At 64.3% G+C, this 13,765-nt stretch carries 13 protein-coding genes; 10 read left to right on the forward strand and 3 right to left on the reverse strand.

The window, feature by feature from the left end:
• Positions 1-3: 3 nt before the first annotated feature.
• Together AC5Y4F_RS05995 and AC5Y4F_RS06000 are read left to right on the forward strand one after the other, a co-directional pair.
• A complete protein-coding gene (locus AC5Y4F_RS05995; RefSeq protein ID WP_067931150.1) occupies positions 4-819 on the forward strand; it encodes an SDR family oxidoreductase in 816 nt (271 codons plus the stop codon).
• Complete coding sequence (locus AC5Y4F_RS06000) at positions 816-1,220, forward strand: hypothetical protein (RefSeq protein ID WP_231986275.1); 405 nt, start codon at positions 816-818, stop codon at positions 1,218-1,220. The genes AC5Y4F_RS05995 and AC5Y4F_RS06000 overlap by 4 nt, the downstream gene beginning before the upstream one ends.
• Positions 1,221-1,575: 355 nt before the next feature.
• Here the strand turns inward: AC5Y4F_RS06000 and AC5Y4F_RS06005 are convergent, their stop codons facing one another.
• From AC5Y4F_RS06005 to AC5Y4F_RS06015, 3 genes are all read right to left on the reverse strand, one after another.
• Positions 1,576-2,964: an aromatic ring-hydroxylating oxygenase subunit alpha gene (locus tag AC5Y4F_RS06005; protein ID WP_499995503.1), complete on the reverse strand. Its 1,389-nt coding sequence runs from the start codon at positions 2,962-2,964 to the stop codon at positions 1,576-1,578.
• 16 nt (positions 2,965-2,980) lie between these two features.
• Positions 2,981-3,886 carry an SDR family NAD(P)-dependent oxidoreductase gene (locus AC5Y4F_RS06010; protein ID WP_067931147.1) on the reverse strand — a complete coding sequence of 302 codons (906 nt, stop codon included), beginning with the start codon at positions 3,884-3,886 and terminating at the stop codon, positions 2,981-2,983.
• A gap of 80 nt (positions 3,887-3,966) precedes the next feature.
• Complete coding sequence (locus tag AC5Y4F_RS06015) at positions 3,967-4,863, reverse strand: enoyl-CoA hydratase/isomerase family protein (protein WP_499995507.1); 897 nt, start codon at positions 4,861-4,863, stop codon at positions 3,967-3,969.
• A gap of 79 nt (positions 4,864-4,942) precedes the next feature.
• Between AC5Y4F_RS06015 and AC5Y4F_RS06020 the strand changes: the two genes are divergently transcribed.
• The 8 genes from AC5Y4F_RS06020 to AC5Y4F_RS06055 all read left to right on the forward strand — a co-directional run bounded on the left by AC5Y4F_RS06020 (position 4,943) and on the right by AC5Y4F_RS06055 (position 13,755).
• Complete coding sequence (locus tag AC5Y4F_RS06020) at positions 4,943-5,374, forward strand: SRPBCC family protein (RefSeq protein ID WP_067931141.1); 432 nt, start codon at positions 4,943-4,945, stop codon at positions 5,372-5,374.
• 33 nt (positions 5,375-5,407) lie between these two features.
• A complete protein-coding gene (locus AC5Y4F_RS06025) occupies positions 5,408-6,727 on the forward strand; it encodes an amidohydrolase family protein (protein WP_082947462.1) in 1,320 nt (439 codons plus the stop codon).
• Positions 6,724-7,917, forward strand: a complete 1,194-nt coding sequence (locus AC5Y4F_RS06030; RefSeq protein ID WP_499995509.1) for an acyl-CoA dehydrogenase family protein — start codon at positions 6,724-6,726, stop codon at positions 7,915-7,917. The genes AC5Y4F_RS06025 and AC5Y4F_RS06030 overlap by 4 nt, the downstream gene beginning before the upstream one ends.
• The gene (locus AC5Y4F_RS06035; RefSeq protein ID WP_067931135.1) at positions 7,907-8,995 is read left to right on the forward strand and encodes an acyl-CoA dehydrogenase family protein; all 1,089 of its coding nucleotides are present in this window, start codon (positions 7,907-7,909) and stop codon (positions 8,993-8,995) included. The genes AC5Y4F_RS06030 and AC5Y4F_RS06035 overlap by 11 nt, the downstream gene beginning before the upstream one ends.
• Positions 8,992-11,133 (forward strand): CoA transferase, encoded by a 2,142-nt coding sequence (locus AC5Y4F_RS06040; RefSeq protein WP_499995511.1) that lies wholly within the window; start codon positions 8,992-8,994, stop codon positions 11,131-11,133. Before AC5Y4F_RS06035 ends, AC5Y4F_RS06040 begins: the two co-directional genes overlap by 4 nt.
• Positions 11,123-11,353 (forward strand): hypothetical protein, encoded by a 231-nt coding sequence (locus AC5Y4F_RS06045; protein WP_067931133.1) that lies wholly within the window; start codon positions 11,123-11,125, stop codon positions 11,351-11,353. Before AC5Y4F_RS06040 ends, AC5Y4F_RS06045 begins: the two co-directional genes overlap by 11 nt.
• Positions 11,350-12,468 (forward strand): thiolase family protein, encoded by a 1,119-nt coding sequence (locus tag AC5Y4F_RS06050; protein ID WP_067931130.1) that lies wholly within the window; start codon positions 11,350-11,352, stop codon positions 12,466-12,468. The genes AC5Y4F_RS06045 and AC5Y4F_RS06050 overlap by 4 nt, the downstream gene beginning before the upstream one ends.
• Before the next feature lie 72 nt (positions 12,469-12,540).
• Entirely contained in the window at positions 12,541-13,755 is a 1,215-nt protein-coding gene (locus AC5Y4F_RS06055) for a cytochrome P450 (RefSeq protein ID WP_499995513.1), read from the forward strand.
• Positions 13,756-13,765: the final 10 nt, after the last annotated feature.

Here is a 13,765-nt window from a genome sequence, read left to right on the forward strand (position 1 = left end):
GGTATGACGAACTCTGTACTCGTAACCGGCGGCACGGGAACCGTGGGCCGCGTCGTTGTCGATCACCTGACGGCGGCGGGGAACGAGGTCCGCGTTCTTAGTCGCGGGCGGCGCCCCCGGCAGTCCACCGACGTTCGGCACGTCGTGGGGGACGTGCAGATCGGTGCTGGGCTCGACGCGGCCCTGGACGGCGTCGACACGATCGTGCACTGCGTGTATCCCACCGAGCAGCTGGTCGCGGCGGCGAAACGGGCGGGCTCACCGCATCTGGTTTATGTCTCGATCGTCGGAATTGACCGCATCCCATTCGCCTTCTACCGCACGATGCTCGCCAACGAACGCACGATCGCCGAGTCGGGCCTGCCGTGGACCGTGCTGCGGGCGACCCAGTTTCACGACCTGATCGCCTTCCTATTGCGCGTGCTCGCCAAGCCGCCGGTCATCGCACTGCCGTCGGGCCTGCGGTTCCAACCGGTCGACGTTCGCGACGTGGGCGAACGGTTGGCCCGGTTGGCACTGGGCGAGCCGATCGGGCGGGCACCGGATTTTGGCGGCCCGCAGGCGCGTGCGCTCGACGACCTTGCCCGCAGCTACCTGTCGATCGTCGGTAAACGCCGAGCCATCGCCCCGATCCGTTTGCCCGGCAAGGTGTTTGACGGGATACGGGCCGGCGGGCTACTAGCCCCGGAGCACGCCACCGGCACGATCACGTTCGAGCAATACCTCAATGAACAGCACACCGCAGGTGAACGGCCGTACCGCGGCGCCATCCGCGCCTACCTGCCCCGGTCGCATCGCCGACGCAGGGGGTCGCGGTGAACGCCCGGCTGATCGTGCTTCGGGCCGGGGTCTGGTTTTTCGCATTCGTACAGATCGCGGTCGGGCTCGTCGCGACGCTGGCCCCTCGGGCTTTCTACGACTACGTGCCCTGGGTGGACCTCATCCCGCCGTTCTCCGAACATCTCATGCGTGACTACGGCGCCATGAATCTCTCACTCGCGCTCGTATTCGTTGTCGCCGCAGCCACATTGGAGCACCGCATGGTGCGGATTGCGCTGGGTGCGTACCTGCTGTTCGCCATCCCACACCTGATCTTTCATCTCACACACCTGGAGCACTTCACGACCGGGGCCGCGGTCTGGCAGACGATTGTGCTCACGGTCGCCGTGCTGCTGCCAAGTAGCCTTTTGATCCTCACGGCCTGGCGGCCACGGCCTTGAGTGGATCGCCTTCTTTGTCGGGCTATTCGAGGGGTATGCGATGGTCCAGTTCTTCCGCCACGGCAAGCGGTTCACCAATACCCAACTCTCCTTCATCATGGGCGGAATGATCGTGGAGGTCACGCTGCCGGCCGTGTAATTCGTGGATTACGCACGCGATGGCATCGCCATCGTGCTCGTCCTCTATCCACGGATGACGTCGCCGCCGATCCACAAGCGACACGCTTGATCGGGGTGGCACACCGAAGCAGAAGGACGCACCTCGCTGTCGCAAAGTGTCCCAACGAAGTTGAGGCTCGTCTGGTTCGCATCGAGTAGGTCAGAGGGACACCACAATTGGCCAGGTTCCGTGCCTTCACTGGTCGGCGTCGCCCAAGCCGAACAGGTATCTGTCGGCGATCGCGTGCTCGTTCCGGATCGACATTTCCTGAGCGGTGTTAAGCCATAGCCCGTCGAAGCCCGCCGAATGCATGCCGGCGTGGATGGCTCCGATGTTCTTCAAGTCCTGCGACGGCAACTCGCCCCAGGCGTCGTGATCCTGCCATCGCTCGAACACTTGCCACTGTGTTTGCGGAACCTCTCCGGGCGCGAAATGCTCCAACGAGAACATTTCGAACGTGCACCGATTCGGATCTTCGGCATCGGGCAGCATGCGGTATCCGAGCAGGCACGATTTTTCGACCAGGATGACCATCGTGGGAAACACATGCCAGTCGCCGTTGCCCGCGAAATACTGCTCCATCGACATCTGCGGAAAGTCGACGCCTTCCGCGCGTGCGAGTTCCTCACACAGCTGGTGATAGAGCACGAACGGCGGGACGTCACTGGGGTCCTGGGTCGCCAGTTTTTGCGCGGCACGGTAGTCGCGTTCGGTGACCAGCGAGCCGACCTCTAAATATTGGTATTGCATCGAATTTGCGAATACTTCCGGTCGCGCCGCCAGTTCCTGACGAGCGCTGTCGCGGCTGGCGTGTTCAGGACGCTGGGTGTACACGAACCGGGAGTGGTTTTTGTATGTGATTGTTGGCGTGTACGGAGCGTAGACGTACTCCTGCGGCGCAGCGGGCGTCGCCGATGGCCGCGGGCCCTCTGCAGATCGCATCGTTTGCGGGTGGGTGCCAGGAGTGTGGTAGCCCTCGATGAATGCGTCGACAACCGTCTTCCAGTTGGCGGGCAAAACGGTACGCTTGCGCCAGCGGTAGCGCATGTCCTGCAACCGGAATGGCGCCAGCGCGGTCGGCAGCGGGTCCAGCCATTCGAGCAGATCCGGCGGGCTTTTCGACATGCTGATGAACACCCAACCGCCCCAAGTGTCAACAGCGACGGGGCTTAGGCCCCATTTCTCCCGTGGGCGGGAGGCGAATTCGTCACGGCAAGGAACGAACGATGACCGTCCATCTAAGCCATAACGCCAGCCGTGAAAACCACAGCGCAACTCCTTGTCCTGCGAACATCCGCTGCCTTGCACAATTTTCATCCCACGGTGCGCACAAGCGTTGTGAAACGCCTTGATCCCGCCGTCCTTCTGGCGCACCACGGCGATAGATTGCCGCCCGATCGTGTACTCGTAATAACAACCGGGGGAGGGGATTTCCTCTTCGCGACACGCAGGCTGCCAAACCTGGGTGAACAATCGATCCAACTCGAGCTGCAGGAACTCCGCATCAACATACCTGCTCTTCGGCACGAACGTCTCACCGCAGGCGTACTTTTTGGGCACCCGCTCGGTGGCAAGCTCGGTCATGATCACCCTCTCCGTCTCAGCTGGCGGGTGGCTTGTCGAAGATGTTGGGATACAGGACGGCTTCCTTGAACGACGTCTCGATCTCGGCGAAAGCAGTCGGGATATCCCAGGTTCCCGAGGTCGACACGATTTCGCGTTCGACGACCGGGTTGGACATCAAGCTGATGCGGCCGTTGCCGGCGAAGATGACTCGCCGGTTAAGCCAATCAGACTGCGCGCTAGCCAGATACACCACAGGCGGCACGCAGTTCTTGGGCGAAAGGCGAATGTTGGAGTCCGAGTAATCCATGCTCCCACCACCCTTGATGCCCTGGGTCATGCGGGTTCCGGCGATCGGCGCGATTGCATTGCACCGCACCCCATAGTTGCGTAATGCGTTGGCACACGAGAATGTCAGGCCAACTATGCCCATCTTGGCGGCAGCGTAGTTGGGCTGGCTGGGGGCGCCCTGCAGTCCCGACATCGACGTGAACGTGATCAGTCGGTACTGCCCGCCTCGGTTGGCGCGCCACCATGCCGCAGCGTGCCGGGTGACGTTGAACGTACCTTTGAGGTGCACGGAGACCACTGCGTCCCAGTCCTGCTCGCTCATCTTGAATACCATGCCGTCACGCAGGATTCCCGCGGCGTTCACGACGACATCCAAGCCGCCGAGCGTTTCGGCGGCGCGGTCGATGAGATCCGCGCACGCAGCGAAGTCGGTGATGTCGGTGGTATCGGGGAAAGCCTTGCCGCCCCGGCTCGTGATCGCCGCGGCCACACTTTCGGCCGGGCTCGCGTCATGGCCGGTCCCGTCGACGCCGACTCCGGCATCCGACACCAGGACCGTTGCGCCCTCGGCTGCCAGGCCCTCGGCGACCGCAGCCCCAATTCCCCGTCCCGCGCCGGTTACCAGTGCAGTACGTCCGTCAAGCACACCCATCGTCATTCAGCTCCCCGTGCCGTTTGCTTCAGCATACAGAACACACATACAAGATCTGTATAGGTGTCGCATCAATGAAACTATTCGAATCCCCACTCGGAATAGCGGCGCTCGAGCTCGGCCATGGCCTCCCGGCCGCCGCGAGAACTGCGTTCCTTCATGAAGTTGAACTCATCATCACGCCAGGACAGGTTGCTGAACACGGTGTGGCCCATCGGAACCCAGTCGCCGAACTGTGCCATTCCGACTGCGTGCCAGAACGCGATCAGCGCGTGCTTTCCCACCATCAACCCGTCGGCTGAGTGGTGGGCTATCGCGTGGGCGTACCGCATGGCTTCGTGGCGTAACGACTCGGCGGGCACCACTGACGCGGCCACGCCCCATTCGCGCAGCTCAGCTGCCGTCACCTTGCGGCCGGTGATCATTGCCTCGTAGCCGCGATTAGGTCCTAACTTGAGCAGCGCCAACGGCATAGCTGTGGAAAATCCTGCGAACCCGATGCGCGCCTGCGGGCGGGCGAGATACATGTCGTCGGAAACAACCAGGATGTCAGCGGCTAGAGCGAGATTCATTCCGGCGCCCAGCGTGGCGCCTTGGCAGGCCGCGATCACGGTCTTGGGAAACTCCAGCCAGTTGGTCAGGTGCCGGTGTAGTCGTCGAGCATTGCCTAGGCGTGCAGTCTGTGGCAACCGCTTCCCCTTGGTCAGCCCTGCTTGCTCCACCGGGAGCCGGCGCACATCGTCGCCGCTGCAGAAGTCCTTGCCCTCGGCCAGGAGGATGACGACTTTGACCGCATCATCGTCTTCGGCACGGGTCAGCCGCTCCTTGAACAGGTTGTGCATGTCGGGCGACAGGATTGCGTTGCGCCGGTCCGGCCGGTTGATGGTGATCTGGGCGATGTGCGGTTCGACGACTTCATAACGGACCCAGTCGTCATCGACCTCGTATTCGCCTTCGGCGGTGGCGTCGGCGCTCATGTCACCCTCCTTCGCACACGCGGCAGTACATAAAAACAGTAGTCGATCAACTGTTACATGGTGGTGGTACCTTCAGCGAATGCCATCGTTTACGGTCACCAAGCAGCTCGCAGCACCGCCGGACGCAGTTTGGGCAGTCCTGGCTGACTTCGGCAACGTCGATTGGATCCCCGGGCCCAGTGATGTCCGGGTCGAGGGCGAAGGACCAGGCATGCGACGGTTCATCGCCGCAACCAGTGAGAAGCCGGTAATCGAGACACTCATCTGGATCAAGCCGGACCAGCGCGCGCTATCTTACGAGATCGCCAACAATCCGATGCCGGTCAGCCGATTTGTGGCGGTCAATACCGTCTCCGAAAGCGCGGATGCCGTTGGGGAATCGATCGTGGTCTGGGACATCGACTATGAGCCGATTGGTGACGACGCCGCCGCGCGCGAAGCCATGGAGGCCGTTTACGGCTTGATGGCGGGCTGGGTGCAGGACTTCGCCACTGAGCGTCGGCCCGGATAGAACACTTAGACATAATCTGTTAATTAGTCTAAAATGCATCAGGTGATTGATCCTCTCGATCTGGTGCTGATCAGCGTGGACGACCACACCGTCGAACCGCCCGATATGTTCTCTGGGCGGGTGCCACGCCGTTTCGCCGACGACGCTCCGCGCATTGTCGAGGACGCCGACGGCGTGTGTTTTTGGGAGTATGACGGTCTGCAGCTACCCAACATCGGACTCAACGCGGTGGCGGGCCGGCCCAATGACGAGTGGGGATTTGAGCCCTCCCGATTCAGCGACATGCGGGCAGGTTGTTACGACGTCGACGCGCGCGTGAACGACATGAACGCGTCCGGCGTGTTGGCTTCGCTGTGTTTTCCATCTTTTCCCACCATCTCCGGCGCGCTGTTTACCTACCGGGGTGACCGTGAGGTCTCCGAGGTGATGGTGCGCGCCTACAACGATTGGCACATCGAGGACTGGTGCGGCCGTCATCCCGACCGGTTCATCCCGATGGGCATTCTGCCGCTGTGGGATCCGGTGCTGGCCGCAGCCGAGGTGCACCGGCTGGCGGGGCTGGGCTGCCGCGCGGTGACGGCGCCACAGCACATCGGCAACTACGGCCAGCCGCCGTGGCAGGACCCGCACTGGGACCCGCTGTGGGAGGCGCTGTGCGAAGAGAACAGCGTGGTGAACATCCACATCGGCACGGGTGGCGGCATGCCCGTGCCGTCCGACCTCACCACCTACCTCGCGTACAACGCGATGATCCCGCTTGACACCCAGCGGTTCACGGCCGATCTGCTGTTCTCGCCGGTCCTGACGAAGTTTCCAACTATCAAGTTCTCCCTATCTGAGGGCGGGATCGGCTGGATCCCGTTCCTGTTAGAGCGATTCGAGGACATCTATTCCCGCCAGCGGGCGTGGACCGGAGACGACCTCGGTGATGGACTGAGCCCCACCGACGTGTTCCGGCGCAACTTCATGTCATGTTTCATCCGTGACCGTGTGGGCATCGAGATGCGCGACCGCATCGGGGTGGAAACCATCTGTTGGGAGATGGACTACCCGCACTCGGACAGCAGCTGGCCCGACGCACCCGAGCAGCTCGCTACCCAACTGGAGGGCTGCAGCGCTGAGGAGGTCGAAGCGATCACGTGGAAAAACGCCGCCCGTGCTTTCGGCTACACGGGCGTTGAACGGCTCGAAAGGGCGAACTGCACCGTTGCGGCATTGCGTGGGAAGATCGCCGGCTTGGATCTGTCCGCCCCGAAGGTCGACGCTGGCCGCGCGCCGAAGGCAGGTGCCACGGCGATCACGTACGGGGACATGAAGGTGCGGATGGCCTCGATCCTTCGCGGTGGAGCGTGACCGAGCCAGACTATGGCGTTATCCTCGCCGACGCTGATCGCGAGTTCCGCGATGAGGTCCGCGCTTTTCTCGCATCAGCGCTGACGTCTGACGTGCGGGGCCCCGGCGATAACGAGACCGACCGCCTGGACCGAATGCGGTTGTGGCAGAGACGGCTTCACGACGCGGGTCTGGCCGCGATCTCTTGGCCTGTGCAGTTCGGCGGCCGCGCCGCCACACCGGTGCAGCAGCTGATCTTCAACGCGGAGTTGGCTGCAGCCCACGCGCCCGAGCCCATTAATCGCAGCGCCGTCAATCAGTTGGGGCCCACCATCATTCAGTGGGGCAACGACCAGCAGCGCGCACGATATCTGCCCAAGATTCTGTCTGGGGAAGAGGTGTGGTGTCAGGGCTTCAGTGAGCCCGAGGCAGGCAGCGACTTGGCTGCGCTGAAGACGAAAGCCGATATCGACGGTGACGAATTGGTGATCACCGGTCAGAAGATCTGGACTTCGAAGGCCCAGTACGCGGACTGGATCTACATACTGGCGCGTACCGATGTGACAGCGGATAAGCACCATGGAATCAGTTACATCCTTGTGCCGTTAGGAACCCCCGGAATCGAGGTGCGCCCGATACGGCAGATCACCGGGCAGGCGGAGTTCAACGAGGTGTTCTTCGATTCGGTGCGTGTGCCGCTCATCAATGTTCTCGGGCCATTGCACGGCGGCTGGACGGTGGCCAAGTCCACGCTGGGCTTCGAGCGTGTTGGCCAGAGTCGCACGCATCGCATCGAGCGGCGACTCGCGATCCTGGTCAGGATGGCACAGGAAGAGAATGCGCTGACTCGCAACGGCTTCAGCGACAGCTATGTAGCCGATCGGATCGCCGGGTTCGCGGCACAGGTGGAGGCGCTGAGGCAGATTTCGGCGCAGGCGACCGCCGCGGGCGTCCGCGGTGTCAGCCCGGGCCCGGAGGCGTCGGTGGCCAAGTTGCTCACCTCGGAGGTCGACCAGGCGATGGCGAACTTCGGGTTGGACCTCGCCGGCCCCGCCGGCGCGCTGGAGCGCGGCTCGGTGGGGGCGAGCAAGAACGGCAATGTCGCTCAGAGCTACTTGTTGATGCGCGCCGCGACCTTCGGTGCGGGTACATCGGAAATCCAGCGCAACGTGATCGGTGAGAAGCTGTTGGGGCTGCCCCGTGACCCCTAATTCCCTGTCGTCGTTGACCGAGATGGCTGACACTGCAGAAGAACTCGCACGGCTGCGCGAATCGGCCGACGATATCCTGCGGCGGGCATGGTCGCCGCACGCATTCCGCAGCCTGCTCGACGGCCCTGGGCCGGTCTTCGACCCGACGTTGTGGCAGACCATCGCCGAGTTGGGATGGCCCGATGTCTTGGTGAGCGATGCGGGCGGCGGGGGAGGCGAGGGTCTTCGCGAGTTGTGCGTGCTGGCCGAGGCGGCAGGCGCGGCGGCGGCCCCGGTCCCGCTGGGCATAGCGGCTGCCGCAGGCTGGTGCGAGGATCGGTGCGCGGACGGCATCAGCCTGGTGCTACCCGAGCGCGGGGAACTCACCGGCGCCGGCAACATCTCCGGAGTATGGCCGCTTGTGCCCTTCGCTGCGGTTGCGACCAGGCTCCTGGTCTGTGCTGGCACCAACGACGAGGCTGTTCTGGGTGTGATCGATCCGACCGGCGCAGGCGTGACATGTGAGGCGGTCACTCCACTGGATCACAATCCTGCTGCCCGAATCTCCATGCAGGAAGCACCGATTGAGGTCATCGAGTCGGGTGAGCCAGCCGAGGTCCGCCATCGCGGCGCGACAATGCGTGCACGGGTCGCCCAGGTAGCCGAACTGGTCGGCATCGCCTCGGCCGCCAATGAATCCGCGGTCGAATACGCCAAGCAGCGCACCGCGTTTGGCCACCCAATTGGTGCATTCCAGGCGGTCAAGCACCGCCTCGTCGACCAGCGGTGCGCGATCGAAGTCGGACGGGCCCTTGTCAACCGCGCCGCCGACGCGTGCCAGCAGGGGCATCCCGACGCTGCGGCGCTGGCATCGCTTGCCGCATATTGGGGTATCGACTCGCTGCGCGCCGTCCCTGAGGGCGCGACCCAGGTGTTCGGCGGCATCGGCTACACCTGGGAGCACCACGCCCACGTTCACCTTCGCCGCGCGGCGAGTGTTGCGGCGGGGCTCGGAGGACGCGCGCATCACCGCGACGCGGTGACGCGCTGGCTCACCGGCCGGCATCGCTCCGCCGCCAACGAGGAGCGTGGAATGTGAACGCTACCGATCAAATTTCTTTCCTATCAGGAATCAACATCCTCGAAATCGGCGACGGGATAGCCGGTTCGGCTGCTACGGCCCTGCTGGCTAGCCTCGGTGCTGCCGTCACAAAGGTGTCCGGGGCAAAAACGACCGGCCGGGTCGGGCCCGTGTTCAGCACCCCAGCGGGGCCCGTCGCGGCCGTCGACTTGACCCTCGATCGCGGCAAGCGGATCGTCGGATCGCCACCGGACCTGTCGGCACTGATCAATGAACACGACATCGTGATCGTGGACCACAACGCCGCCGTGGACCCACCTATGGCCGACAACGCCGTTGTGGTGACTGTCAGCCCCTTCGGACTCGACGGACCGCGGTCGTCGCAGCTGGGGGGTGAACTGGTCGCCCAGGCTGCCGGCGGGCTGCTCGCCACGATCGAGGGAGCGGATGGAGCGCCGGTGCCCGCCCCGGGCTATGTCGCGCTGAAGGCGGCGGGCGCGGCCGTGGCGTTGGCAGCGTTGCACGGCCTCGATCAGAGCAACTCTACGCACACGTCGGTATTCGTCGACGTATCAGTCCAGGAGGCAGTGGCGTTCACCGCGGCTCTGCCAGAGTGCGCTCATGTGCTCTACGCGTGCCCGGGCAAGGCGGGCAGCGGGCGCTATGTTGCGCCGTCGGGTTTGTTCGGGTGCCGCGATGGGATGGTTCGCATCACCGCGGTGGAAAACCACCAGTGGCAGGGTCTGCTTGCCGCACTGGGCCATCCGGCGTGGGCCGAGGGGCTCGACGAACGAGACGCCCGGATCGACCACGCCGACCTGATCAATGAACATGTCAGTGCGTGGGCGGCGACGCATGACAAAGAAGCGTGCGCAGCGCTGCTCCAGGCCAACGGTGTGCCGTCGACACCGGTCAATACTCCCGCGGAAATCCTGACCTCGCCCCAATTCGCCTCTCGCAGAGCGATTTCGACGATGGAACTTTGCGGTGTGGCAGTGTCCGTGTTGGACCCGCCATGGCTGGTGCACACGGGTGGGCAATCCGATCACCGACGTACCGGTCGCTTGACCGACCTGAAGATCGTCGAACTGACCCACGTGTTGGCCGGACCGATCATCGGCGCACTACTCGGCGCCATGGGAGCGCGGGTGGTGAGGCTGGAAGATCCGGAGCGACTCGACATTTATCGACGCATCGGCCCCTTCGCCGGAGGCCAACCAGGCGTCGAGCGCGGTGCCTATTTCGCGGTGGCCAACCATTCCAAGCGGAGCGTTCTGATCGAGCCTGGCCGAGCGGTGCAGGATGTCGCCGCAGCGGTGGCGGACTCCGACGTGCTTATCGAGAACGTCGGCGCGTCCCGACTGACCCGGCTGGATGTGGATCCTTCTGCGGTCACCGGCTCGGGCCGACTCGCGGTTCGGGTGTCGGGGTTCGGGTCGACAGGCCCCATGGCGGGATACCGGGTGTACGCCAACAATGTTCAGTCCTACGGGGGTCTGGCCGGGCTGACCATCGGCTCCGACGGGTCACCCGCGCGGCTCGGTACGGTCCTCGCCGACCCGCTGTCCTCGGTGGTGGCCGCCACGGTGATAGCCGCGTGGGCCATCGGGCCCGCCCGCGATATCGGAGCGGTGATTGACCTGTCCATGGCCGAGGTGGTCGCGTCGACGGTGGCCGAGTTCGTCGCTGCGGCCTCGGTCGCCGAAGGGCCGGTGAACGCCAACGCGGCGGCCTCGCACCGCGGGGTGTACCGAAGCCGCGATGGCCGTTGGGTAGCTGTTGAACTCGTTGAACCCAGTGACTGGGCGTGTTTAGCCGGCTTACTCAAAGCGCAGGAGGATTCGCCGCACGGCGTGGTAACCGAGCAACTGGCAGCGTTAATCGTGGCTGCGTCGGCTGAGGACGTGGCCGCGCGCTTGAGCGCCGCGGGGGTGCGCGCCCAACCGGTGCGGCGCGCCGAGGAACTGGTGACCGACGAGCATCTGAGGGCCCGCGGATTCTTCCCCGAAATCACTCATCCCGACCCCGAAATCGGTACCGCCCGATTGGTCGGGCTGCCATGGCGATTCGCGGGCCTGGGCGCTATTCCGCTGGCGCCGCCGCCGGCGCTGGGCAATGCAAACGCTCGTCACGAAAGGATGACCAATGCCCGGTGACCCGACCGCGACGGTGTGGGCCTCGACCTTCGTACCGGCGAAATCGCCGATCCCCGGTTATGGCCAGGACGGCTACAGCGTCGCATGGGTGGACACCCCCGACGGGCGGCTTCAGGTGCTGGTATTGGGGCCGAGGCCGGAACCGGGCACAGTCGGTCGTGTCGTCGAAAAGACCTTGGGTGACATCGCAACTGTGGTGTTCGAAGGGGATCCGACGTGACCGGTGTACGCATTGCCGGAGTCGGCATCACCCCATTCGGCAAGTACGGTGATACTGCGCTGGCGGATCTCGGTGTCACGGCCGCCGAGATAGCGCTTGGAGATGCGGGTCTCGACTACGAGGCCGTCGGCGAGGTCTTCACTTCCAGTTCGATGGCGCCGCCCCAGACAGGGTTGAAGGTGGCGCATCGTCTGGGCCGCACCGGAGTTCCCGTGACCGCCATCGAAAGCGCCTCAGCCGGAGGCATGGTCGCGTTGCGGCACGCCGTCTGGGCGGTCGCGTCGGGCCGTTGCCGCACGGCTCTGGCGATCGGCTACGAGAAGACGACGGCTCTCGAACCCGGCGGGGTGGTACCGGCTGCGGTCGATTTCTGGGACCGCTTCCCGCCGCAGGTTCACTACGCTATCGAGGCTAACCGGTGGCTCTACGAGGCACATTGCGGTCCGGAGGCAATCGGTGCGGTCGCAGCCAAGTCGTACAACCAAGCACGGCTGAATCCGTTGGCGGCGCGCCGAACCGACGACGAGGTGACCGTCGAGCAGGTGATGTCTGCCCGCATGGTCGCCGAGCCGCTGACGAAGATGATGTGTCACGCCTCGGTCGACGGCGGAGCCGCGATCGTGGTGACGGGCGAAGACCGACCGCGATCGGTGGCGGTCAACTCGATCGAGCAGACGAGCTGGCCGCAGGACCCGACTTGGCCCGCCAAGGGCCCATGCGTTGGCCCTCCGTCACAGATCACGCTGACCGCTCAGCGGGCCTTCGACGCTGCGCAGGTCGTCCCATCTGATATCGGGATTGTCTCCCTGCACGACATGTGCGCCAGCGAGGAGATCACCGCACTCATCGCGATGGGCCTGGCCGACGTCAAGGAAGTGGCTGACCTCGCCCAATCAGGTAGCCTGGCGTCAGGCGGCCGCTTACCAACGAACACCGACGGTGGTTGCCTCGCCCGTGGTCACGCCTTCGGCGCAACCGGATTGGCGCAGGCAGCTGAGATTGTCAGTCAGCTTCGCGGCGAAGCGGATTCGCGGCAAGTCCCCAATCCTCGGATCGGGCTGGCGCAGGCGATGGGCGGTGGCGGGTCCTGCGTCGTCGCCGTGCTGGGCCGGTGAATCCTGGGCATGGGTTCGGGGCCGCGGTGCTGGCGCAGCGGGCCGGCTTCAATGTTATAGCGAGGTCAATCCATGACGGTTCTTGATAATCCGATCCGGTTCTTCGGCGCGGACGCGGTACAGGACCCCTATCCGTTGTATGACCAGATGCGTGCTGTGGCGCCGGTGCATCGCATCGGAAATTCGGCGTTCTACGCCGTGTGCGGTTGGGATGCCGTGATGGAGGCCGTCGAACGGGTCGACGATTTTTCTTCGAACCTCACGGCCACGATGGTCTATCACGACGACGGGACAGTCACCCCGTTTGAGCTGGGTGCGCCGGGGGATCAATCTCACGTGTTGGCCACCGCGGATGATCCGGTGCACGCGATGCACCGCAAAATCTTGTTACCGCACTTGTCCGCCAAGCGCGTCCGCATCATCGAGGAGTTCGCCGCCGATACCGCCGATCAGTTGTGGGACGAGCATCTGCGCGGCGGTCAGATTGAATGGATGAGCGCTGTGGCCAACCGGCTTCCGATGATGGTGGTGGCCAGGTTGCTGGGCCTGCCCGACGACGACGTCGACGACCTCATCCGCCTCGGCTACGCCACCACGACGTTGCTCGACGGGATTGTCACGCCGGCACAGCTCGAGTCCGCCTGGGCTGGGGCAGCCGAACTGTCCACGTACGTGATGGAGCACTTCGAAAAGGCAGCCGAGAACTCCGACCACGGTCTGATCAGTGACCTGGCCGCACGCTGTTCGTCCGGAGAACTTGAGCAAGCTCCAGCTCTCCGGATAATGCTGACCCTATTCAGCGCCGCCGGTGAGTCGACGGCATCACTTCTGGGAAGCGCGGCGTGGATTCTGACCGACCGACCCGAGGTCCAAAAGCGGCTTCGTGACAACCCCGAATCCCTGGGCGCCTTCATCGAAGAGGCACTGCGCTGCGAGGCGCCGTTTCGTGGCCACTACCGACACGTCATGCGCGACACCACGCTTGGCGGAGTCGAGGTAGCCGCCGGCTCTCATCTGCTGCTGATGTGGGGAGCGGCTAATCGCGATCCAGCCCACTTCGATGCGCCGAACGAATTCCGCCTCGACCGCGGTAACCCCAAAGGTCACCTGACCTTCGGCAAGGGGGTGCACTTCTGCGTGGGGGCCGCACTGGCGCGATTGGAGGCTCAGATCGTCTTCCGGATGCTGCTGGCGCGCACCAGCTGGATCGAGGCGGCCGACGTTGGGGAGTGGTTGCCCAGCATTCTGGTTCGGCGCTTGAACCGTCTCGAGTTGGCCGCCCGATAAGCCGTGCGGG

The sequence above is a fragment of the Mycobacterium sp. NGS56 genome, assembly GCF_059812425.1.

Excerpts from the sequence above, each read along its gene's own strand:
- AC5Y4F_RS05995 (WP_067931150.1), top strand. The coding sequence starts at position 4 with ATGACGAACTCTGTACTCGTAACCGGCGGCACGGGAACCGTGGGCCGC.
- AC5Y4F_RS06025 (WP_082947462.1), top strand. The coding sequence starts at position 5,408 with ATGCATCAGGTGATTGATCCTCTCGATCTGGTGCTGATCAGCGTGGAC.
- AC5Y4F_RS06055 (WP_499995513.1), top strand. The coding sequence starts at position 12,541 with ATGACGGTTCTTGATAATCCGATCCGGTTCTTCGGCGCGGACGCGGTA.
- AC5Y4F_RS06015 (WP_499995507.1), bottom strand. The coding sequence starts at position 4,863 with ATGAGCGCCGACGCCACCGCCGAAGGCGAATACGAGGTCGATGACGAC.
- AC5Y4F_RS06005 (WP_499995503.1), bottom strand. The coding sequence starts at position 2,964 with ATGACCGAGCTTGCCACCGAGCGGGTGCCCAAAAAGTACGCCTGCGGT.
- AC5Y4F_RS06010 (WP_067931147.1), bottom strand. The coding sequence starts at position 3,886 with ATGGGTGTGCTTGACGGACGTACTGCACTGGTAACCGGCGCGGGACGG.
- AC5Y4F_RS06045 (WP_067931133.1), top strand. The coding sequence starts at position 11,123 with ATGCCCGGTGACCCGACCGCGACGGTGTGGGCCTCGACCTTCGTACCG.
- AC5Y4F_RS06020 (WP_067931141.1), top strand. The coding sequence starts at position 4,943 with ATGCCATCGTTTACGGTCACCAAGCAGCTCGCAGCACCGCCGGACGCA.